The organism is Streptomyces sp. NPDC005791 (assembly GCF_042871485.1).
Taxonomy (GTDB): domain Bacteria; phylum Actinomycetota; class Actinomycetes; order Streptomycetales; family Streptomycetaceae; genus Streptomyces.
In genome coordinates this window covers 435,304-452,499 of sequence record NZ_JBIAIP010000001.1, presented here as the reverse complement: position 1 = coordinate 452,499, position 17,196 = coordinate 435,304, and the positions used below count along the sequence as shown (strand labels likewise).

Annotated in this window: 29 protein-coding genes and 1 pseudogene; 4 read left to right on the top strand and 26 right to left on the bottom strand. The window is 67.9% G+C overall.

Annotated features, from left to right (window positions below; all coding sequences use genetic code 11):
* Window positions 1-40: 40 nt before the first annotated feature.
* From rplO to ACFYSH_RS02180, 23 genes are all read right to left on the bottom strand, one after another.
* Complete coding sequence (gene rplO, locus ACFYSH_RS02290; protein WP_014047794.1) at window positions 41-496, bottom strand: 50S ribosomal protein L15; 456 nt, start codon at window positions 494-496, stop codon at window positions 41-43.
* A gap of 1 nt (window position 497) precedes the next feature.
* Window positions 498-680, bottom strand: a complete 183-nt coding sequence (gene rpmD / locus ACFYSH_RS02285; protein WP_006126892.1) for a 50S ribosomal protein L30 — start codon at window positions 678-680, stop codon at window positions 498-500.
* A complete protein-coding gene (gene rpsE, locus ACFYSH_RS02280; RefSeq protein ID WP_103514101.1) occupies window positions 680-1,279 on the bottom strand; it encodes a 30S ribosomal protein S5 in 600 nt (199 codons plus the stop codon). Before rpsE ends, rpmD begins: the two co-directional genes overlap by 1 nt.
* Before the next feature lie 47 nt (window positions 1,280-1,326).
* Complete coding sequence (gene rplR, locus ACFYSH_RS02275) at window positions 1,327-1,710, bottom strand: 50S ribosomal protein L18 (RefSeq protein ID WP_033297607.1); 384 nt, start codon at window positions 1,708-1,710, stop codon at window positions 1,327-1,329.
* 2 nt (window positions 1,711-1,712) lie between these two features.
* A complete protein-coding gene (rplF, locus tag ACFYSH_RS02270; protein WP_359469520.1) occupies window positions 1,713-2,252 on the bottom strand; it encodes a 50S ribosomal protein L6 in 540 nt (179 codons plus the stop codon).
* Between the two features lie 21 nt (window positions 2,253-2,273).
* Window positions 2,274-2,672 carry a 30S ribosomal protein S8 gene (rpsH, locus tag ACFYSH_RS02265; protein WP_014154584.1) on the bottom strand — a complete coding sequence of 133 codons (399 nt, stop codon included), beginning with the start codon at window positions 2,670-2,672 and terminating at the stop codon, window positions 2,274-2,276.
* A gap of 222 nt (window positions 2,673-2,894) precedes the next feature.
* Complete coding sequence (locus tag ACFYSH_RS02260) at window positions 2,895-3,080, bottom strand: type Z 30S ribosomal protein S14 (protein WP_003948630.1); 186 nt, start codon at window positions 3,078-3,080, stop codon at window positions 2,895-2,897.
* Window positions 3,081-3,082: 2 nt separating this feature from the next.
* A complete protein-coding gene (gene rplE, locus ACFYSH_RS02255; RefSeq protein WP_073718383.1) occupies window positions 3,083-3,640 on the bottom strand; it encodes a 50S ribosomal protein L5 in 558 nt (185 codons plus the stop codon).
* Window positions 3,640-3,963 (bottom strand): 50S ribosomal protein L24, encoded by a 324-nt coding sequence (gene rplX / locus ACFYSH_RS02250; protein ID WP_014047788.1) that lies wholly within the window; start codon window positions 3,961-3,963, stop codon window positions 3,640-3,642. Before rplX ends, rplE begins: the two co-directional genes overlap by 1 nt.
* Before the next feature lie 2 nt (window positions 3,964-3,965).
* On the bottom strand, window positions 3,966-4,334 hold the full coding sequence (rplN, locus tag ACFYSH_RS02245; RefSeq protein WP_003974257.1) for a 50S ribosomal protein L14: 369 nt from the start codon (window positions 4,332-4,334) through the stop codon (window positions 3,966-3,968).
* Between the two features lie 101 nt (window positions 4,335-4,435).
* Window positions 4,436-4,744 carry a 30S ribosomal protein S17 gene (rpsQ, locus tag ACFYSH_RS02240; protein WP_359469516.1) on the bottom strand — a complete coding sequence of 103 codons (309 nt, stop codon included), beginning with the start codon at window positions 4,742-4,744 and terminating at the stop codon, window positions 4,436-4,438.
* Window positions 4,744-4,968: a 50S ribosomal protein L29 gene (rpmC, locus tag ACFYSH_RS02235; RefSeq protein ID WP_014047786.1), complete on the bottom strand. Its 225-nt coding sequence runs from the start codon at window positions 4,966-4,968 to the stop codon at window positions 4,744-4,746. The genes rpsQ and rpmC overlap by 1 nt, the downstream gene beginning before the upstream one ends.
* Window positions 4,968-5,387, bottom strand: a complete 420-nt coding sequence (rplP, locus tag ACFYSH_RS02230) for a 50S ribosomal protein L16 (RefSeq protein WP_014154587.1) — start codon at window positions 5,385-5,387, stop codon at window positions 4,968-4,970. Before rplP ends, rpmC begins: the two co-directional genes overlap by 1 nt.
* Before the next feature lie 5 nt (window positions 5,388-5,392).
* On the bottom strand, window positions 5,393-6,229 hold the full coding sequence (gene rpsC, locus ACFYSH_RS02225; protein ID WP_327115670.1) for a 30S ribosomal protein S3: 837 nt from the start codon (window positions 6,227-6,229) through the stop codon (window positions 5,393-5,395).
* On the bottom strand, window positions 6,229-6,576 hold the full coding sequence (gene rplV, locus ACFYSH_RS02220) for a 50S ribosomal protein L22 (RefSeq protein ID WP_026290933.1): 348 nt from the start codon (window positions 6,574-6,576) through the stop codon (window positions 6,229-6,231). Before rplV ends, rpsC begins: the two co-directional genes overlap by 1 nt.
* 42 nt (window positions 6,577-6,618) lie before the next feature.
* Complete coding sequence (rpsS, locus tag ACFYSH_RS02215) at window positions 6,619-6,900, bottom strand: 30S ribosomal protein S19 (protein WP_023539342.1); 282 nt, start codon at window positions 6,898-6,900, stop codon at window positions 6,619-6,621.
* Window positions 6,901-6,912: 12 nt separating this feature from the next.
* On the bottom strand, window positions 6,913-7,749 hold the full coding sequence (rplB, locus tag ACFYSH_RS02210) for a 50S ribosomal protein L2 (RefSeq protein ID WP_099173848.1): 837 nt from the start codon (window positions 7,747-7,749) through the stop codon (window positions 6,913-6,915).
* Between the two features lie 38 nt (window positions 7,750-7,787).
* Complete coding sequence (rplW, locus tag ACFYSH_RS02205) at window positions 7,788-8,111, bottom strand: 50S ribosomal protein L23 (RefSeq protein WP_014154589.1); 324 nt, start codon at window positions 8,109-8,111, stop codon at window positions 7,788-7,790.
* Entirely contained in the window at window positions 8,111-8,761 is a 651-nt protein-coding gene (rplD, locus tag ACFYSH_RS02200) for a 50S ribosomal protein L4 (RefSeq protein ID WP_033297600.1), read from the bottom strand. Before rplD ends, rplW begins: the two co-directional genes overlap by 1 nt.
* Window positions 8,762-8,765: 4 nt before the next feature.
* Window positions 8,766-9,410: a 50S ribosomal protein L3 gene (gene rplC / locus ACFYSH_RS02195; protein ID WP_014047781.1), complete on the bottom strand. Its 645-nt coding sequence runs from the start codon at window positions 9,408-9,410 to the stop codon at window positions 8,766-8,768.
* Between the two features lie 13 nt (window positions 9,411-9,423).
* On the bottom strand, window positions 9,424-9,732 hold the full coding sequence (gene rpsJ, locus ACFYSH_RS02190) for a 30S ribosomal protein S10 (RefSeq protein ID WP_003948644.1): 309 nt from the start codon (window positions 9,730-9,732) through the stop codon (window positions 9,424-9,426).
* Window positions 9,733-10,233: 501 nt separating this feature from the next.
* On the bottom strand, window positions 10,234-10,686 hold the full coding sequence (locus ACFYSH_RS02185) for a hypothetical protein (protein WP_359469509.1): 453 nt from the start codon (window positions 10,684-10,686) through the stop codon (window positions 10,234-10,236).
* A gap of 159 nt (window positions 10,687-10,845) precedes the next feature.
* Entirely contained in the window at window positions 10,846-11,790 is a 945-nt protein-coding gene (locus ACFYSH_RS02180; protein WP_388750387.1) for a hypothetical protein, read from the bottom strand.
* 131 nt (window positions 11,791-11,921) lie between these two features.
* Here ACFYSH_RS02180 and ACFYSH_RS02175 point away from each other — a divergent pair, with 131 nt between their 5' ends.
* Both ACFYSH_RS02175 and ACFYSH_RS02170 read left to right on the top strand, forming a co-directional pair.
* Window positions 11,922-12,917, top strand: a complete 996-nt coding sequence (locus ACFYSH_RS02175; RefSeq protein ID WP_388750384.1) for an ArsR/SmtB family transcription factor — start codon at window positions 11,922-11,924, stop codon at window positions 12,915-12,917.
* A 90-nt stretch (window positions 12,918-13,007) separates the two neighbouring features.
* Entirely contained in the window at window positions 13,008-13,601 is a 594-nt protein-coding gene (locus ACFYSH_RS02170; RefSeq protein WP_388750381.1) for a TetR/AcrR family transcriptional regulator, read from the top strand.
* A 69-nt stretch (window positions 13,602-13,670) separates the two neighbouring features.
* Here the strand turns inward: ACFYSH_RS02170 and ACFYSH_RS02165 are convergent, their stop codons facing one another.
* Together ACFYSH_RS02165 and ACFYSH_RS02160 are read right to left on the bottom strand one after the other, a co-directional pair.
* A complete protein-coding gene (locus ACFYSH_RS02165; protein ID WP_359469498.1) occupies window positions 13,671-13,883 on the bottom strand; it encodes a DUF397 domain-containing protein in 213 nt (70 codons plus the stop codon).
* Window positions 13,880-14,764, bottom strand: coding sequence for a helix-turn-helix domain-containing protein (locus tag ACFYSH_RS02160; protein WP_388750378.1), 885 nt, complete (start codon window positions 14,762-14,764; stop codon window positions 13,880-13,882). The genes ACFYSH_RS02165 and ACFYSH_RS02160 overlap by 4 nt, the downstream gene beginning before the upstream one ends.
* A 157-nt stretch (window positions 14,765-14,921) precedes the next feature.
* Between ACFYSH_RS02160 and ACFYSH_RS02155 the strand changes: the two genes are divergently transcribed.
* Together ACFYSH_RS02155 and ACFYSH_RS02150 are read left to right on the top strand one after the other, a co-directional pair.
* Window positions 14,922-15,350 (top strand): ATP-binding protein, encoded by a 429-nt coding sequence (locus tag ACFYSH_RS02155; protein WP_359469493.1) that lies wholly within the window; start codon window positions 14,922-14,924, stop codon window positions 15,348-15,350.
* 95 nt (window positions 15,351-15,445) lie between these two features.
* Window positions 15,446-15,853, top strand: a pseudogene (locus ACFYSH_RS02150) (hypothetical protein); the annotation flags it as partial.
* A gap of 20 nt (window positions 15,854-15,873) precedes the next feature.
* On the opposite strand, the gene ACFYSH_RS02145 reads toward ACFYSH_RS02150, so the two are convergent.
* Window positions 15,874-17,058 (bottom strand): hypothetical protein, encoded by a 1,185-nt coding sequence (locus ACFYSH_RS02145; protein ID WP_359469491.1) that lies wholly within the window; start codon window positions 17,056-17,058, stop codon window positions 15,874-15,876.
* Window positions 17,059-17,196: the final 138 nt, after the last annotated feature.

Here is a 17,196-nt window from a genome sequence, read left to right as displayed (position 1 = left end):
CCCGGTCGGGTGTTCAGGCCACTGCCCTGTCCGAGTTGTCTCAGACGAGTTCGGTGACGGTGCCGCCTGCGGCGGCGATCTTCTCCTTGGCGGAGCCGGAGACGGCGTCAACCGAAACCTGCAGCGCCACGGAGATCTCGCCCTGTCCGAGGACCTTGACGAGGTGGTTGTTGCGCACAGCGCCCTTGGCGACCAGGTCGGCCACCGTGACCTCTCCACCCTCGGGGTAGAGCGTCGCGAGCTTGTCCAGGTTCACGACCTGGTACTCCGTGCGGAACGGGTTCTTGAAGCCCTTGAGCTTCGGGAGACGCATGTGGAGGGGCATCTGGCCACCCTCGAAGCGCTCCGGAACCTGGTAACGAGCCTTCGTACCCTTGGTACCACGGCCTGCGGTCTTACCCTTGGACGCCTCACCACGACCCACACGGGTCTTGGCGGTCTTGGCGCCCGGGGCAGGCCGGAGGTTGTGGGCCTTCAGCGGGCTGTTCTCCGCCATGTCAGTCAACCTCCTCAACCGTCACGAGGTGGCGGACGGTCTGAACCATTCCGCGGAACTCGGGGCGGTCCTCCTTGACAACCGAGTCGTTCAGGCGCTTGAGCCCGAGCGACCGCAGGGTGTCGCGGTGGTTCTGCTTGCTGCCGATGTACGACTTCGTCTGCGTGATCTTGAGGCGAGCCATTACGCACCCGCTCCCGCACGCGCACGGAGCAGAGCCGCGGGGGCGACGTCCTCGAGGGGCAGACCACGGCGAGCCGCGATCTCCTCGGGACGCTGCAGGCCCTGAAGGGCCGCCACGGTCGCGTGCACGATGTTGATCGGGTTCGAGGAACCGAGCGACTTCGACAGGATGTCGTGAACGCCGGCGCACTCCAAGACGGCGCGCACCGGGCCACCGGCGATCACACCGGTACCGGGGGAAGCAGGCTTGAGCAGGACGACGCCCGCAGCCTTCTCGCCCTGGATCGGGTGAGGGATGGTGCCCTGGATACGCGGGACCTTGAAGAAGCTCTTCTTGGCTTCCTCGACGCCCTTGGCGATGGCCGCGGGAACTTCCTTGGCCTTGCCGTATCCGACACCGACGGTGCCGTCACCATCGCCCACCACGACCAGCGCGGTGAAGCTGAAGCGACGACCACCCTTCACTACCTTGGCGACGCGGTTGATCGCGACGACACGCTCGACGTACGCGGTCTTCTCGGCCGCAGCACCGTCACGGCCCTTCCGGTCCCGCCGCTCGCCGCCACCGGCACCGCTTCCGCGGCGCTGGGGTCCAGCCATTGGATTTACCTCTCTCTGTTACGTCCGCTGTGCGTTGGAACCGGGGCTTAGAACTTCAGCCCGGCTTCACGGGCGGCGTCAGCCAGAGCGGCAATCCGCCCGGCGTACTGGTTACCACCGCGGTCAAACACGACGGCCTCGACGCCTGCAGCCTTGGCACGCTCGGCGACAAGCGCGCCGACCTGCTTGGCCTGGGCGCTCTTGTCACCCTCCGCACCACGGATCGACGTGTCCAGGGTCGACGCCGACGCGAGCGTGTGGCCCGCGATGTCGTCGATGACCTGGGCGACGATGTGGCGGTTGGAACGCGTCACGACCAAGCGGGGACGCTCCGGCGAACCGGAGATGTGCTTGCGGACGCGGATGTGGCGCCGCTTGAGAGCGGCACGCTTGTACGCGTCGCCCTTGGCGATCTTCACACCGTATGCCATGGCTACTTACCAGCCTTTCCGACCTTGCGGCGGATGACCTCGCCCGCGTACTTGACGCCCTTGGCCTTGTACGGGTCGGGCTTCCGCAGCTTGCGGATGTTGGCGGCTACCTCGCCGACCTTCTGCTTGTCGATGCCCTCGACGCTGAGCTTCGTGGGCGACTCGACCTTGAAGGTGATGCCATCCGGAGCCTCGATGAGGATCGGGTGGCTGTAGCCCAGGGCGAACTCCAGGTTGGAGCCCTTCGCCTGGACGCGGTAACCGACACCGCTGATCTCGAGCGCCTTGCTGTATCCCTGGGTCACACCGGTGATCATGTTCGCCACCAGCGTGCGGGACAGGCCGTGAAGGGCCTTGTTCTGACGCTCGTCGTTCGGGCGGACGACGTTGAGCACGCCGTCCTCACCCTTGGTGACCTCGATCGGCGCTGCGACGGTGTGCGTGAGGGAACCCTTCGGGCCCTTCACCGCGACCGTGCGGCCATCGATGGTGACGTCCACACCGGCGGGAACCTGGATGGGGAGCTTGCCGATTCGCGACATGAGCTTTTCCTCCGTTCCCGACTACCAGACGTAGGCGAGGACTTCCCCACCTACGCCCTTCTTGCTGGCCTGCTGGCCGGTCAGGAGACCGTGGGACGTGGAGATGATCGCCACGCCCAGGCCGCCCAGAACCTTCGGCAGATTGGTGGACTTTGCGTATACACGCAGACCCGGCTTCGAAATGCGCTTGATGCCGGCAATCGAACGCTCGCGGTTCGGCCCGAACTTCAGCTCGAGGACGAGGCTCTTACCGACCTCGGCGTCCTCGACCTTCCAGCCGGTGATGAAGCCCTCCTGCTGGAGGATCTCCGCGATGTGCGACTTGATCTTGCTGTGCGGCATCGCGACATCGTCGTGATACGCCGAGTTCGCGTTACGCAGACGCGTGAGCATGTCTGCGATGGGATCAGTCATGGTCATGAGTTGGCCTTCGGCCTCTCTCGCCGGGGTTTCCTGTATGCGCCATCCCTCTCCCCACTCAGTGGCGGGACGGGTGCGGTGCGGGGACCTACGGCGTAGTAAGTCGGTCAGGGCGGCAGGCGCCCAACCCTTCAAGCCTACGGCATGAAGAGTGGGGCTCCTGCCGACCGGATACTTACCGAGAGCTTTCTGGTCCTCCGACGCCCAGGGGGCGAAGGAGAATTACCAGGAGCTCTTGGTCACGCCCGGCAGCTCGCCACGGTGAGCCATCTCACGAAGGCACACGCGGCACAGGCCGAACTTGCGGTAGACGGAGTGGGGCCGGCCGCAGCGCTGGCAGCGGGTGTACCCGCGGACGCCGAACTTCGGCTTACGGGCGGCCTTAGCGATCAGAGCCTTCTTCGCCACGGTCAGTTCTCCTTGAACGGGAAGCCGAGGTGACGAAGCAGGGCACGACCCTCGTCGTCGTTGGTCGCCGTGGTGACCACGGTGATGTCCATGCCCCGGACCCGGTCGATCTTGTCCTGGTCGATCTCGTGGAACATGACCTGCTCCGTGAGACCGAAGGTGTAGTTGCCACGGCCGTCGAACTGCTTCGGCGACAGGCCACGGAAGTCACGGATACGCGGAAGCGCGAGCGACAGCGTACGGTCCAGGAACTCCCACATGCGGTCACCACGGAGGGTGACGTGGCAGCCGATCGGCTGCCCCTCGCGCAGCTTGAACTGCGCGATCGACTTGCGGGCCTTCGTGACGGCCGGCTTCTGGCCCGTGATCGTGGTGAGGTCCTTGACGGCCCCGTCGATCAGCTTGGAGTCGCGGGCGGCGTCGCCCACACCCATGTTGACCACGATCTTGACCAGCCCGGGAACCTGCATGACGTTCTCGTACGAGAACTCCTCACGCAGCTTGCCGGCGATTTCTTCGCGGTAGCGCGTCTTGAGACGCGGCGCAGTGGTGGTCGTCATCAGATGTCCTCACCGGTCCGCTTGGCAACGCGGATCTTCTTGCCCTCGTCGTCAAAGCGGTAGCCGACGCGGGTGACGACCTTGTTGCCGTCCTTCTCCACGACCAGCTGTACGTTGCTGACGTGGATCGGGGCCTCGGTGGTGACAATGCCACCCGTCTGCGAACCGCGAGCCGTCTGACCGGCCTTGGTGTGCTTCTTGACCCGGTTGACACCCTCGACGAGGACACGGTCCTGAGCGGGGAAGGCAACGATGACCTTGCCCTGCTTGCCCTTGTCCTTACCGGTGATGACCTGAACCAGGTCGCCCTTCTTGATCTTCATGCTTACAGCACCTCCGGCGCGAGCGAGATGATCTTCATGAACTTCTTCTCGCGCAGCTCACGGCCCACCGGGCCGAAGATACGGGTGCCGCGGGGGTCGCCGTCGTTCTTGAGAATGACAGCGGCGTTCTCGTCGAAGCGGATGTACGAGCCATCCGGGCGACGGCGCTCCTTGACGGTGCGAACGATGACGGCCTTGACGACGTCACCCTTCTTCACGTTGCCACCGGGGATCGCGTCCTTGACGGTGGCGACGATGACGTCACCGATGCCCGCGTAGCGGCGACCCGAGCCACCGAGAACACGGATGGTGAGAATTTCCTTCGCACCCGTGTTGTCGGCGACACGCAGTCGCGACTCCTGCTGGATCACGTCTATCTCCTGATCGTCTGCCGGTTCCCGGCAGGGGCTCCGTCACCGGAAGCCCCTGCCGAGCCTGGCGGAACTGGCCTGAGGGGAGACCCCCTCAGGGATTACTTGGCCTTCTCGAGGATCTCGACGATGCGCCAGCGCTTCGTCGCAGACAGCGGACGCGTCTCCATGATGATGACGCGGTCGCCGACGCCTGCGGCGTTCTGCTCGTCGTGGGCCTTGAGCTTGTTGGTACGGCGGATGACCTTGCCGTACAGCGCGTGCTTGACGCGGTCCTCGACAGCGACGACGACGGTCTTGTCCATCTTGTCGCTGACGACCAGACCCTCACGGGTCTTACGGAAACCGCGGTCGCCCGCGGCGGAGCCGCTCTTGTCTGCAGTGGTCTCAGTCACAGTCTTCTCGCTCATCAGACGCTCTCCACCGTCTCGATGCCCAGCTCGCGCTCGCGCATCAGGGTGTAGATCCGGGCGATGTCCTTACGGACGGACTTGAGCCGACCGTGGTTCTCGAGCTGCCCAGTCGCCGCCTGGAAGCGGAGGTTGAACAGCTCTTCCTTGGCCTCGCGGAGCTTGTTGAGAAGCTCCTCGTTGCCCAGCTCGCGCAGCTCGGACGCCTTGGTACCGGCCGACATCACGACTCACCTGCCTCGCGCCGAACGATCCGGCACTTCATCGGAAGCTTGTGAGCAGCGCGGGTGAGCGCCTCACGAGCAATCTTCTCGTTCGGGTAGGACAGCTCGAACATCACCCGACCGGGCTTGACGTTCGCGATCCACCACTCGGGAGAACCCTTACCGGAACCCATGCGGGTCTCGGCAGGCTTCTTCGTCAGGGGGCGGTCCGGGTAGATGTTGATCCAGACCTTGCCGCCACGCTTGATGTGGCGGGTCATCGCGATACGAGCTGCCTCGATCTGACGGTTCGTCACATACGCCGGGGACAGCGCCTGGATGCCGTACTCGCCGAACGCAACCTGCGTGCCACCCTTGGACATACCGCTGCGCTTCGGGTGGTGCTGCTTGCGGTGCTTGACCCTACGGGGGATCAGCATTTCGGTCAGGCCTCCGTTCCGGTGCTCTCAGCCGGAGCAGCGGCGGCGGGAGCGTCGGCCTTGGGGGCCTCCGCTGCCGGCGCGGACTGCTGCGGCTTGCGGCCGCGACCGCCGCGCTCGCCACCACGGCCACCACGGCCGGCCGGGCGGTCAGTGCCGCCACGAGCCGGACGGTTGCCGGCGCGAGCCGCTGCGTTCTCGGCGCGGACCTCGGCGATGTTCTTGACGTCGCCCTTGTAGATCCAGACCTTCACGCCGATGCGGCCGAAGGTCGTCTTGGCCTCGAAGAAGCCGTAGTCGACGTTCGCACGGAGCGTGTGCAGGGGCACGCGGCCCTCGCGGTAGAACTCCGAGCGGGACATCTCGGCGCCGCCGAGGCGGCCACCGCACTGGATCTTGATGCCCTTGGCGCCCGCCTTCATCGTGCTCTGCATGCTCTTACGCATGGCACGACGGAAGGAGACACGGGAGGAGAGCTGCTCGGCGACGGCCTGGGCCACCAGCTGAGCGTCCACCTCGGGGTTCTTGACCTCGAGGATGTTCAGCTGGACCTGCTTGCCGGTCAGCTTCTCCAGCTCGCCACGGATGCGGTCGGCCTCGGCGCCGCGGCGGCCGATGACGATGCCCGGGCGGGCGGTGTGGATGTCAACGCGGACGCGGTCGCGGGTGCGCTCGATCTCCACCTTGGAGATGCCGGCCCGCTCCATGCCCTTCGTCATCATGCGACGAATGGCGACGTCTTCCTTGACGTAGTCCTTGTACAGCTTGTCGGCGTACCAACGGGACTTGAAGTCCGTGGTAATGCCGAGCCGGAACCCGTGCGGGTTTACCTTCTGGCCCATTACCGGGTTCCTTCCTTGCTGCTGACGACCACGGTGATGTGGCTGGTCCGCTTACGGATCCGGTAGGCACGGCCCTGAGCACGCGGACGGAACCGCTTCAGGGTCGGGCCCTCGTCCACGTACGCCTCGCTGATGACCAGCGAAGAGGCGTCAGGGTGGTCGTAGTTGTGTGCAGCGTTGGCGATGGCGCTGTCAAGCACCTTGCCAACCGGCACGCTCGCGGCCTGCGGGGCGAAACGCAGGACCGCCTGAGCCTCCGTGGCATCCATGCCACGGATGAGGTCCACCACGCGGCGGGCCTTCATGGGCGTGACGCGGATGTACCGCGCCTGGGCCCTGGCTTCCATGGTTGTCCCTTCGGTGTGAGTCATAGTCGTTTCCACCCCGCGCTAGCGGCGCTTCGACTTCCGGTCGTCCTTGACGTGGCCGCGGAAGGTGCGAGTCGGCGAGAACTCGCCGAGCTTGTGGCCGACCATCGACTCGGTGACGAACACCGGGACGTGGATCTTGCCGTTGTGCACCGCGATGGTGTGACCCAGCATGGCCGGGATGATCATCGAGCGACGGGACCAGGTCTTGATGACGTTCTTGGTGCCTGCCTCGTTCTGTACGTCCACCTTCTTGATGAGGTGGCCGTCGACGAAGGGCCCCTTCTTGAGACTGCGCGGCATCTAAACCCGCTCCTAGCGCTTCTTGTTCGTCTTGCGGCGGCGGACGATGTACTTGCTCGATGCCTTCTTCGGCGAGCGAGTACGACCCTCCTTCTGACCCCACGGCGAGACCGGGTGACGTCCACCGGAGGTCTTGCCCTCACCACCACCGTGCGGGTGGTCAACCGGGTTCATCGCGACACCGCGGACGGTCGGGCGGACGCCCTTCCAGCGCATGCGGCCGGCCTTGCCCCAGTTGATGTTCGACTGCTCGGCGTTGCCGACCTCGCCGATCGTGGCGCGGCAGCGGGCGTCGACCAGCCGGATCTCTCCGGAAGGCATACGAAGGTGGGCCATCGTGCCCTCCTTCGCCAGCAGCTGCACGGAGGCACCAGCGGAACGGGCGAACTTCGCGCCGCCGCCGGGCCGCAGCTCGATGGCGTGGATGGTCGTACCGACCGGGATGTTGCGCAGCGCCAGGTTGTTGCCCGGCTTGATGTCGGCGCCCGGACCGTTCTCGACGCGGTCACCCTGCGACAGGCCACGGGGGGCGACGATGTAACGCTTCTCGCCGTCCGCGTAGTGCAGCAGCGCGATGCGCGCGGTGCGGTTCGGGTCGTACTCGATGTGCGCGACCTTGGCCGGCACGCCGTCCTTGTCGTGACGACGGAAGTCGATCACGCGGTAGGCGCGCTTGTGGCCACCACCCTGGTGGCGAACGGTCACACGACCGGCGTTGTTACGGCCGCCCTTGCTGTGCAGGGGGCGGACCAGCGACTTCTCCGGCGTGGACCGCGTGATCTCGACAAAGTCGGCGACGCTGGAGCCACGACGGCCCGGGGTCGTCGGCTTGTACTTGCGGATACCCATTTCTCAGTCCTCGTCCGATTCCGGACGACTCGACCTCACTAGGAGGTCGGGCCGCCGAAGATGTCGATACGGTCGCCCTCGGCGAGGGTCACGATGGCGCGCTTCGTGTCGGCGCGCTTGCCGAAACCGGTCTTGGTGCGCTTGCGCTTACCCTGCCGGTTGATCGTGTTGACCCCGGTGACCTTGACCGAGAAGACCGCTTCCACGGCCTGCTTGATCTGGGTCTTGTTGGAGCCGGGCGCCACGATGAACGTGTACTTGTTCTCGTCGAGCAGCGCGTAGCTCTTCTCGGAAACAACCGGCTTGACGAGAACGTCACGCGGGTCCGAGTAGGTCTTGCTGGTAACGGTCGCCTCACTCATCAGGCGGCGCTCCCTTCGGTCTCAGCGGTCTGGGGGCCAGACACGAAGGACTCGAAAGCGGCCTGGGTGAAGACCACGTCGTCAGAGACGATCACGTCGTACGTGTTCAGCTGGCCCGGCTCCAGGATGTGCACCTGGGGCAGGTTGCGCGCGGACAGCCACGCGGCCTCGTCGGCGCGGTCGACGACCAGGAGCAGGTTGCTGCGCTCCGAGATCTTGCCGAGCAGCGTCTTGGCGGCCTTGGTGGAGATCCCACCCTCGACCACGCCGGTGACGACGTGGATGCGGGAGTGACGCGCCCGGTCCGAGAGGGCACCGCGCAGGGCGGCGGCCTTCATCTTCTTCGGGGTGCGCTGCGAGTAGTCACGCGGCTGCGGGCCGTGGACGACGCCACCGCCGGCGAACTGCGGCGCGCGGGTCGAACCCTGGCGGGCGCGGCCGGTGCCCTTCTGGCGGTACGGCTTGCGCCCACCACCACGGACTTCGCCGCGGGTCTTGGTCTTGTGCGTGCCCTGACGGGCAGCTGCCAGCTGTGCGACGACGACCTGGTGGATCAGCGGAACGCTGGTCTTCGCGTCGAAGATCTCCGCGGGGAGCTCGACGGTACCGGCCTTGTCGCCTGCCGGCGAAAGGATGTCAATGGTGCTCATTACCTCAAGCCCCCTTGGCCGCGGTACGGACCAGGACGAGGCCGCCGTTCGGACCGGGGACCGCGCCCTTGATGAGCAGCAGACCCTTCTCCGCGTCAACCGCGTGGATGGTCAGGTTCTGGGTGGTGACGCGCTCGTTACCCATCCGACCGGCCATGCGCATGCCCTTGAAGACACGCCCAGGGGTGGCACAGCCACCGATCGAACCGGGGGAACGGTGCTTGCGCTGGACGCCGTGGCCGGCGCCGAGGCCCTTGAAGTTGTGACGCTTCATGACACCGGCGAAGCCCTTGCCCTTGCTCTTGCCCGTGACGTCTACCTTGACGCCGGACTCGAACACCTCGGCAGTGACCTCCTGGCCCAGCGTGTACTCGCTGGCGTCAGGGGTGCGGAGCTCCACCAGGTGGCGGCGCGGGGTCACGTCGGCCTTGGCGAAGTGGCCCTTGAGGGGCTTGTTCACCTTGCGCGGGTCGATCTCGCCGAAGGCGATCTGGACCGACTCGTAGCCGTCGCTGTCGTTGGTGCGGACCTGGGTGACGACACAGGGCCCGGCCTTGACGACGGTCACCGGGACGACCCGGTTGTTCTCGTCCCAGACCTGGGTCATGCCGAGCTTCTCGCCCAGGACGCCCTTAATGTTCTTAGCCATCTCGCGCGTCACCTCAGAGCTTGATCTCGATGTCGACGCCCGCCGGCAGGTCGAGACGCATGAGCGAGTCGACCGTCTTCGGCGTGGGGTCGAGGATGTCGATGAGGCGCTTGTGCGTGCGCATCTCGAAGTGCTCGCGCGAGTCCTTGTACTTGTGCGGCGACTTGATGACGCAGTACACGTTCTTCTCAGTGGGCAGCGGCACCGGGCCCGCGACCGACGCACCAGTGCGCGTCACCGTCTCGACGATCTTCTTCGCCGAGGAGTCGATGACCTCGTGGTCGTAGGCCTTGAGCCGGATGCGGATCTTCTGTCCCGCCATGGCTACTAGTAGTCCTGTCTCTCATAACGCCCTGGAACCCGGGAGTTCTCGTAACTTCGCCTCCGACCCACGCGGTCGGGCGTGTCGCATCCCCTCTACGAAGATCTCCCGAAGGATTTCCCAACCAAGGGGGTGCGGGCCGAAACCGCGCTGCCGGGGGCGAAACCCCACCGGGTGCCTGGTCAGCGCCCCACTGACGCTTCCCGAAAGATTCCCGTACGTCCGACCCTGGGGGTCGACGAGTACTGTGGGACTCGCTTCCGGTCCTCCCGGCGGGAGGCGCGCAGCATTGACACTCAACCGAGCAACCTGACCAGTGTGCCACACGGCTCACGCGCCTGGCCAATCGGGTGGGGGATCTTACCCCCTGCGGGTGGCCCGGCCAACGCAGGCGCCCGTCCGCCGGCCTCACCCCGTCCGGCACGGCCCATGGCCCGACGGCACGCGGGTGCCGTCGGGCCATGGTGAGGCGGGGCGTTCGCAGGGTCCGCCCCGGCCGGATCAGGAGTTCAGGAACTTGCCGCAGTCGCCGTGCCAGACCCACTGGTGGGAGCTGATGCTGTTGTTCACCGAGCTGCCGTCGGTGAAGGTGTACCCGGAGAGGTCGTCCATGTAGTACTCGGCCTTCGCGAGGCAGGTGTGACCTCCCGCGTAGCCCGCGTGCCGGAAGAGCTTGACGGCCATGCCGGAGGTCCCCTTGTTCAGGACCGACTGGGCGTCGTCGTTGTCCGCGCCCTGGAAGCCACCGGAGGAGTCGGCCCAGCTGTAGTCCTCGTCGGCGTCCCTGCCGAGGTAGCCGCTGCAGCTGTCGTAGTCGTAGGCGTAGAAGTAGCCCGAGGTCGCGTTCTTGTAGGCGGTGTCACAGGCCGCGGAGGCCTGGGCGGTGGCCGCCGGGACGATGACTCCGAGGCCGGCGAGGCCGAGCGTTGCGGCGGTGGCCAGGATTCTGCGCATGGTGATTCGCTCCTTTGTTCGGTCGGTGCGAGGTGTCCCGCGGCCTTGGTGCCACGGAAATCTGAGGAGTCCGGGGATCTCGATCGGATGCCGGACCGCGCCGGAGCGCCCTCGGGCCTGGTTCCGGCCGGAAGAGGCGGAGCCGGCGGCCCGTACGGCTCAGGCGGCCGGACCGGTGATCTTCCCGGCCCGGCCCAGCGCGTCGAGGCTCATCCGCCGATAGGTGGCGATGTCCTCGGCGTACGGCTGGAGCTTCTCGTCCTGGTACTCGGTCTGCAGCGCGCGCGCCGTGGTCCCCAGGGGCGTCGCGTCGGCGCAGGTGGCTTCGGCGACCGCGAGTTCCACCTCGGCGGCGTACGCCTCCTTCTCGTCCGCCCCGGCGCCGGGGGCCGCGCTCTTCTCGCGGATCTCCGGCGGGTCGGCGTAGACGTGGCCCTTCTCCCGCATGCAGGCCGACCACGCCTCGAGCGCCCGCACGAAGCGCTGGTCCGCGACGAGGGCCGGCACGTACAGCGGGGTCAGGTTCATCGCGGTCTTCTCGGCCCGGAACCAGGTCTCGACGTCTCCGTAGAGCCGTTCCGCCGCTTCGGTCAGACAGCTCTCGCGCGGCATCCGGACGGTGCCGCCCCCGGGCAGCCCTGCCGTCAGCGTCCCGCGCGACGGTGAGCCTTCGAGAGCCGTGGCGTACCGGACCCGCTCCGCGGCCGGAAGCCCGTCGGCATAGGCGTGGTTGCGGTCGGTCCGCCGGGCGTCCTGGGCCTTCTTCCGCAGCCGGCTGCCGTAGCCGTGCTCCTTCGCCCAGGCGACGTCGGTCAGCACGTAGCCGCCACCTTTGAGCTCGTCGACGGTCGGTGACGGCTCCACCCAGTACGTGAAGCCCTCGGCCGCCATGCACTCCTGGACGAGCACCTGCTCCGCACGCTCGACCCGGATCCGCTCGGCGTCGGTCAGTTCGCGGGGCCGCGGGGCGGAGGTCTCGGCCACGGTGTCGGCACCGTCCTGCCGCGCGGGTCCGCCGGGCCGGTCGTCACCGGCGGTGCAGCCGGCCAGCACCCCCGTGAGGGCCAGCACGACCGCGGATGCGCAGGCGAACGAACGCCCCATGGTGACCCACTCCCCCGAGTAGTGGCGCGAGCCCCTCGCGCCTCTTTGCCCTACGAGCTTCGCTGACGCGAGCATGGCCAACCAGGGTTTTTCGCCCGTACCGAAAAGCCCAGGGACACAGGGGGAATTCGATGCTCCGTATCCACTTCACCGATGCCGACCTCGTCAGGACCCGGGTGGCCTCCGTGCCCGACCCGCTGTGGGAGATCTGTCTGAGCCTGCACCGCCTCCAGTCCCGCCACGGGCGCTGGGCCTACGCGGACTGGCACCGCACCGCCCGCACCCGGATGCAGGCCGCTCAGTTCACCCGCACGCTGCGCACCCTGTTACTGCCGCTCGTCCCGCGCGCCGTCTACTTCCCCGACTTCCTCACCCCGCCCGAGGGGGGTGCGGGACTCGACAGCGGCCTGGAGGCCATCCTCGCGGCCCCGCGCAGCCGGGTGCTCCGCGAGGTCGGCGTCCTCGGCCGAACGTCCAGAACTCCTTCCTGGGCGCCTCGCCTGGCCGAGCCGGACATGCGCAAGGAACTGGTCAGGGCGCTGCGGGCCTACCACGACATGGTCATCGCCCCGCACAGCGACCGCGCCCAGGCCCGCATCGACGCCGAACGGTCCGTCCGCGCCCGCACCGTGCTCGACCACGGAGCCGACGGCGTCCTCCAGAGCCTGGGGCCCTGCCTGCGATGGCAGCGTCCGGTACTGCACACCGTCTATCCCGAGGACCGCGACATGCACCTCGGCGGCCGTGGGGTCCACCTGGTCCCGTCGTACTTCTGCTGGGGCAATCCGGTGGCCTTCGCCGACGACTCGCTCGACCCCGTCCTGATCTACTCCCTCAGCCACGAGCCCCACCACACCACCCTGCCGGGAGACCTCAGCAGCGGTGCGCCCCTGGCCACCCTGCTCGGGCGCACCCGCGCGACCGTCCTGCGCGCCGCCGCCCACGGTGCCACCACCGGCGAGCTCGCCCGCGTCGCCGGAGTCTCGGCGTCGTCAGCCAGTCAGCACGCGACCACCCTCCGGGACAACGGCCTCATCGTCAGCAACCGCCACGCCTCCTCCGTCCTGCACACCCTCACCCCGCTCGGCGCCGCCCTACTGCGGGGCAGCACCCGGGCCCCCGGATGACGGGCACGCTTGGCCACGGGACGCCCGCTCTGACATCATCGACAAACGGAGCTTCGCTCCGTTAACGGAGGTGGCGGAGGGGATGGCGCGGTGAGCGACAGCGACGACGGTACGACGCAGGCGGCGGGCCGGCCCAGGCGGGCAGACGCCCGACGCAACAAGGAGACGCTCCTCGACGCGGCCGCGTCGGTCTTCGTGGCGTCCGGAGTGGAAGCGCCGGTACGCGACATCGCGGCCGAGGCGGGCGTGGGGATGGGCACGATCTACCGCCACTTCCCGACGCGGGCGGATCTCATCGTCGCCGTCTACCGGCACCAGATCGAGGCCTGCGCCGAGGCCGGACCCGCCCTGCTGGCGAGCAGTGCGAGCCCGCACGCCGCGCTGGGACGGTGGATCGACCTCTTCGTCGACTTCCTGGTCACCAAGCACGGCCTGGCGGCCGCGCTGCAGTCCGACAGCGTGGGTTTCGAGGCGCTGCACGCCTCCTTCCTCGACCGACTCCTGCCCGTCTGCACCCAACTGCTCGACGCCGCGGCCGAGGCCGGCGAGATCCGGCCCGGCCTCCAGGCCTACGAGCTCATGCGCGGTGTCGGGAACCTCTGCGTGGGTGCGGAGAGCGATCCCCGTTACGACGCGCGCCGCCTGGTCGCACTCCTCGTCGAGGGGCTGCGCCCGCCTCGCTGATCGCGGACACACAAGAGGTCCCTCACCCACGGGTGGGCGAGGGACCTCCGTCCGCACCGGTCTGCAGGGTCAGCTTCCAGCGGTGTGCGACAGGAAGTCCGCCCATGCGGCAGGCGTGAAGCCGAGCTGCGGGCCCGATCCCGGCACGTTCTTGGAGTCCCGCACCTGGATCGTGCTGGAAGTGGCCGCGACCTCGACGCAGTCGGGGCCGTCGTTGCTGCTGTAGCTGCTCTTGCACCACGTCAGCGCGAAGTCGTCTCCGGCAGTGGGCTTGAGGCTCATGTCTCCCCTCGCACTTTCTCGATAAAGGCCGACGACTCACGCGGTGTGAGCGCTTGGGCCCGGATCATTCCATACCGCATCTCCAGGATCTGGACCTCCCTGAGATCAGAAATCAGACGACTGGTGAGCTGCGCCTCCGAGTAGCCCACCGTCGTACCGTCCTTGATCTTCAACACGCGCAGCTCCCCGGCCATACCGGCGTGCTCCTCGCGATCCGTCGGCATCACCTGAATCTCCACGTGCCGCAACTGTCCGACGTCCAACAAGCGTTGGAGCTGACGTCGCAGTACCGACCGTCCGCCGATCGGCCGTTGCAGCGTCACCTCTTCCAAGACGAAGGTGAGCAGCGGGGCAGACCGACGGCTGAAGATCTCCTGCCTGGCCATGCGACCGGCGACATGGCTGTCGATCTCGTCCTCGCCGTACGCCGGACGGCGCATGGCGAACAGCGCTCGCGAGTACTCCTCGGTCTGCAGCAAACCGGGCATGTTGTGGTTGCTGTACGCACCCAGCTCGACCGCGTTGTCCTCCAGCTTCGCCAGATCCCGCACCTTCTTCGGGTAGCGGACCACCGCCACGTCCCCCTGCATCGCGGCGATCCTGCCGCCCGCCTCCAGGACCCGGTCCGCGTTGTCGAGGAACTCGGCTTTCGGGGCCCGCCGACCGCGCTCGACACAGGAGACCATCTCCTCGCTGTATCCGATGGCCGCGCCCAGCTCCGCCTGTTTCAGGCCCGCGGCCTCGCGCCACAGCTTGACCTGTCGGCCGACCGCCTTGAGCACCGCGCCCGAGTCGTCCTCGAGACCGGTGTCCCAGAGCGAGCCGTCCGCTCCATCCGTCGCGCAGTCCACCCGTCCCGCGTCACCACTGTCCACGCCCATACCGCGCCCACCTCCGTCGTGCTCGTGTCCAACAGCGCCCGCTGTCGGCACGTCACGGCGTACCGGCCGGGCCGCTCCGGGCCACAACCGGACAAGGACTCCCAGCACGGGCATCACTCCTTCCGAGAGTAGGCACGGAACGACCACGCTGAGTGACGTGGACCAAGAAATCACCCGAACCGAACATTCCGCTCCTGCGCGGCAGTTCACCGTGCTGCTGTCCCCCACCCGCCGAGCGGCCAGACTCGCCCGCCTGCTCACCACGGCCCATCTCGGCGGCTGGGGACTACCGAGCGAGTCGGCGGCGCACATCGTCGCCGAACTGGCCAACAACGCCGTGCTCCACGGCCACGTACCGGGGCGGGACTTCCGGCTCGGCCTCGCGGTCCGGGGCCCGCTCCTGCGGATCGAGGTGACCGACACCAGGGGCGATCGGCTGCTGTCCGACACCGTGAGCACCCCGAGCCCCGACGCGGAGTCCGGGCGTGGCCTGTTGATCGTCGAGGCGCTCGCCGACCGCTGGGGCGTCACTCCCGGACCCGTGCCCCGCAAGACGATCTGGGCGGAAATCGACCTCGCACCGTGACCGCCGCACCGGGTCGTGGTACCCCGCGACCCGGTGAGCCGCGTGCTGGCGCCCCACGACGCATAAAGCTTTCAAGCACGTGGAGCAACGTCCGGCACAACCTCCCGTTCATCACGGACGTGGCCGAAGCCCGTAAGGACCTCGCACTCGCCGCACTCTCCGCCATCACACACGCCGACAATCCGGACGTCGGTGCCATACTGAAAGCGCTGTCCACCGCGCTGCGGGACACACCGGAAAAGATCGCCAACCCCCTCGTCGAGCTCACCGCACAAGGCCTGGGCACCCGTCCGGCCGCACAACAGTGGAGGAACCAGGTGGCCGTGGACCTGTCTTTCTACACCTCGCCCCTCTCGGAAGAGATCCGAGACGAAGGCCGAGTCGAAGGCCGAGCCGAAGGCCAGGCGAAGAGCCTGCTGCGTATGCTCGACATGCGCGGTGTCGACATCCCCGACGAGGCCCGCGACAAGATCACCGACTGCCGCGACACGGAGCTTCTCCGGTTCCGGAGGCGAGGCCCGGCTCAGGTGCGCGTGACCGTGCCGCAGGACCCGTCCGGCTGCCACTCACTGCGGTCGTACGGGTCCACGTCAGGCCCGGTGGGATTCGGCTCCGCCCTGTCGCTCGGGAACGTCGGATGCAGGAAGCCGTCGTTCACCTCGCACGAGGTGTTTCCGAAGTTCTGCTCGGAACTGACGACGGAGAGCTTGCCGCGCGTCGCCACGAACCGCTCCGGGTCGTGCAGCGCCGTCGTCAGTCTCCGACGCACGATCGTGCGCGCCACCTCGTCCCCGTCCGGCTTCACCAGCGGGTAGACGAAGGTGTAGTCGGCGTGCACCTCCACGGAACCGGCGGCGCCCGTCTCGAAAGTCATCCGCCCCCGGGTCTTGACGACGTCCCCCACCAGCCGTGCCTCGTCCGGATCGAACCGGCTGAACAGCATCAGGGGGTCCTGTTCCGCGCCGGGCTCCGCCAGTGACTGCTCAAGTCGCTCCCGCTCCCCCTCCTGCAGCGGATCGAGCAGCTCCAGAGCCCCGTCAGGCTTCTCCCCGCGCAGGGTGGCCGGGTCGAGGTTGGCGGCGATGAGCAGCTGCCGGGTCGCCTCCAGCGCCTGGTCGACCTGGGCCTTGCTCATTCCTCCGGCCGCCTTGGCCTCGGGGACCTCGATCCCCGCCGCGCCGTCCGCCCAGCGGGCCGCGGGCGAGCCCCGGAACGGCTCCTCGCGCGTGGGCCGGTCCAGCGCGGACCCGGCGGCGGGCGCGTCGGTCGGCGTCGCCGTTTCCGCCGGCAGCGGCGCGGCGTCGTCCCCCGGGAGGTGGTCGGTCAGCAGGCTCGGCCGCATGGCGACCACGAGGCCCCCCACGACCACGGCCATCCCCAGAATCGCGGCGAGGCGGCGTCGCTTCTGCCGCCGGCCGTCGCGCTCCCGCCAGGCGGGTCCGGTACGCCAGCCTTCCGGCTGCCACGGTTCAGCCGGTTCGCTCTTCCCGCCCCAGCGCCGCCTGCGGCCCCGGGTACGCGCGGCGTCCTCGTCCAGGGCCCGCAGCCGGTCGGTCACCATGCGGGCACGGGCCGAGGGTTCCTTCGGAGCTCCGCCGGTCCCGCTCTCCGCCTGCCGGACGAACTCGGCCCACTGCTCGTCGGTGGGGGAGCCCGGGCCCCCGGGCCGTCCCGGACGGTCTTCCGACGGCGCGCCGTTCCCGCTCACTGTGCTGCCCACTCCCCCGTGCCGCTGTCCCCGTCAGTTCATAACCTGACGCCCCGGCAGACAAGGGGCAAGCGCGTTCTGTGACGGTCATGTGATCGTCACGTGGCAGCCCTGGCTGCCGTCCTGCTTGACAGGTGA

What these genes read in the sequence shown, in the direction of transcription:
- rplB (WP_099173848.1), bottom strand. Translation starts at nt 7,749, where the DNA reads ATGGGTATCCGCAAGTACAAGCCGACGACCCCGGGCCGTCGTGGCTCC.
- rplX (WP_014047788.1), bottom strand. Translation starts at nt 3,963, where the DNA reads ATGAAGATCAAGAAGGGCGACCTGGTTCAGGTCATCACCGGTAAGGAC.
- ACFYSH_RS02165 (WP_359469498.1), bottom strand. Translation starts at nt 13,883, where the DNA reads ATGAGCCTCAAGCCCACTGCCGGAGACGACTTCGCGCTGACGTGGTGC.
- rpmD (WP_006126892.1), bottom strand. Translation starts at nt 680, where the DNA reads ATGGCTCGCCTCAAGATCACGCAGACGAAGTCGTACATCGGCAGCAAG.
- rpsE (WP_103514101.1), bottom strand. Translation starts at nt 1,279, where the DNA reads ATGGCTGGACCCCAGCGCCGCGGAAGCGGTGCCGGTGGCGGCGAGCGG.
- rplW (WP_014154589.1), bottom strand. Translation starts at nt 8,111, where the DNA reads ATGAGTGAGGCGACCGTTACCAGCAAGACCTACTCGGACCCGCGTGAC.
- rplV (WP_026290933.1), bottom strand. Translation starts at nt 6,576, where the DNA reads ATGGAAGCCAGGGCCCAGGCGCGGTACATCCGCGTCACGCCCATGAAG.
- rpsC (WP_327115670.1), bottom strand. Translation starts at nt 6,229, where the DNA reads ATGGGCCAGAAGGTAAACCCGCACGGGTTCCGGCTCGGCATTACCACG.
- ACFYSH_RS02175 (WP_388750384.1), top strand. Translation starts at nt 11,922, where the DNA reads ATGCTCCGTATCCACTTCACCGATGCCGACCTCGTCAGGACCCGGGTG.
- rplR (WP_033297607.1), bottom strand. Translation starts at nt 1,710, where the DNA reads ATGGCATACGGTGTGAAGATCGCCAAGGGCGACGCGTACAAGCGTGCC.
- rpsQ (WP_359469516.1), bottom strand. Translation starts at nt 4,744, where the DNA reads ATGAGCGAGAAGACTGTGACTGAGACCACTGCAGACAAGAGCGGCTCC.
- rplE (WP_073718383.1), bottom strand. Translation starts at nt 3,640, where the DNA reads ATGACGACCACCACTGCGCCGCGTCTCAAGACGCGCTACCGCGAAGAA.
- rpsH (WP_014154584.1), bottom strand. Translation starts at nt 2,672, where the DNA reads ATGACCATGACTGATCCCATCGCAGACATGCTCACGCGTCTGCGTAAC.
- rpmC (WP_014047786.1), bottom strand. Translation starts at nt 4,968, where the DNA reads ATGTCGGCCGGTACCAAGGCGTCCGAGCTGCGCGAGCTGGGCAACGAG.
- rplD (WP_033297600.1), bottom strand. Translation starts at nt 8,761, where the DNA reads ATGAGCACCATTGACATCCTTTCGCCGGCAGGCGACAAGGCCGGTACC.
- rplP (WP_014154587.1), bottom strand. Translation starts at nt 5,387, where the DNA reads ATGCTGATCCCCCGTAGGGTCAAGCACCGCAAGCAGCACCACCCGAAG.
- rplC (WP_014047781.1), bottom strand. Translation starts at nt 9,410, where the DNA reads ATGGCTAAGAACATTAAGGGCGTCCTGGGCGAGAAGCTCGGCATGACC.
- rplO (WP_014047794.1), bottom strand. Translation starts at nt 496, where the DNA reads ATGGCGGAGAACAGCCCGCTGAAGGCCCACAACCTCCGGCCTGCCCCG.
- ACFYSH_RS02185 (WP_359469509.1), bottom strand. Translation starts at nt 10,686, where the DNA reads ATGCGCAGAATCCTGGCCACCGCCGCAACGCTCGGCCTCGCCGGCCTC.
- rplF (WP_359469520.1), bottom strand. Translation starts at nt 2,252, where the DNA reads ATGTCGCGAATCGGCAAGCTCCCCATCCAGGTTCCCGCCGGTGTGGAC.
- rpsS (WP_023539342.1), bottom strand. Translation starts at nt 6,900, where the DNA reads ATGCCGCGCAGTCTCAAGAAGGGGCCCTTCGTCGACGGCCACCTCATC.
- rpsJ (WP_003948644.1), bottom strand. Translation starts at nt 9,732, where the DNA reads ATGGCGGGACAGAAGATCCGCATCCGGCTCAAGGCCTACGACCACGAG.
- ACFYSH_RS02180 (WP_388750387.1), bottom strand. Translation starts at nt 11,790, where the DNA reads ATGGGGCGTTCGTTCGCCTGCGCATCCGCGGTCGTGCTGGCCCTCACG.
- ACFYSH_RS02160 (WP_388750378.1), bottom strand. Translation starts at nt 14,764, where the DNA reads ATGGGCGTGGACAGTGGTGACGCGGGACGGGTGGACTGCGCGACGGAT.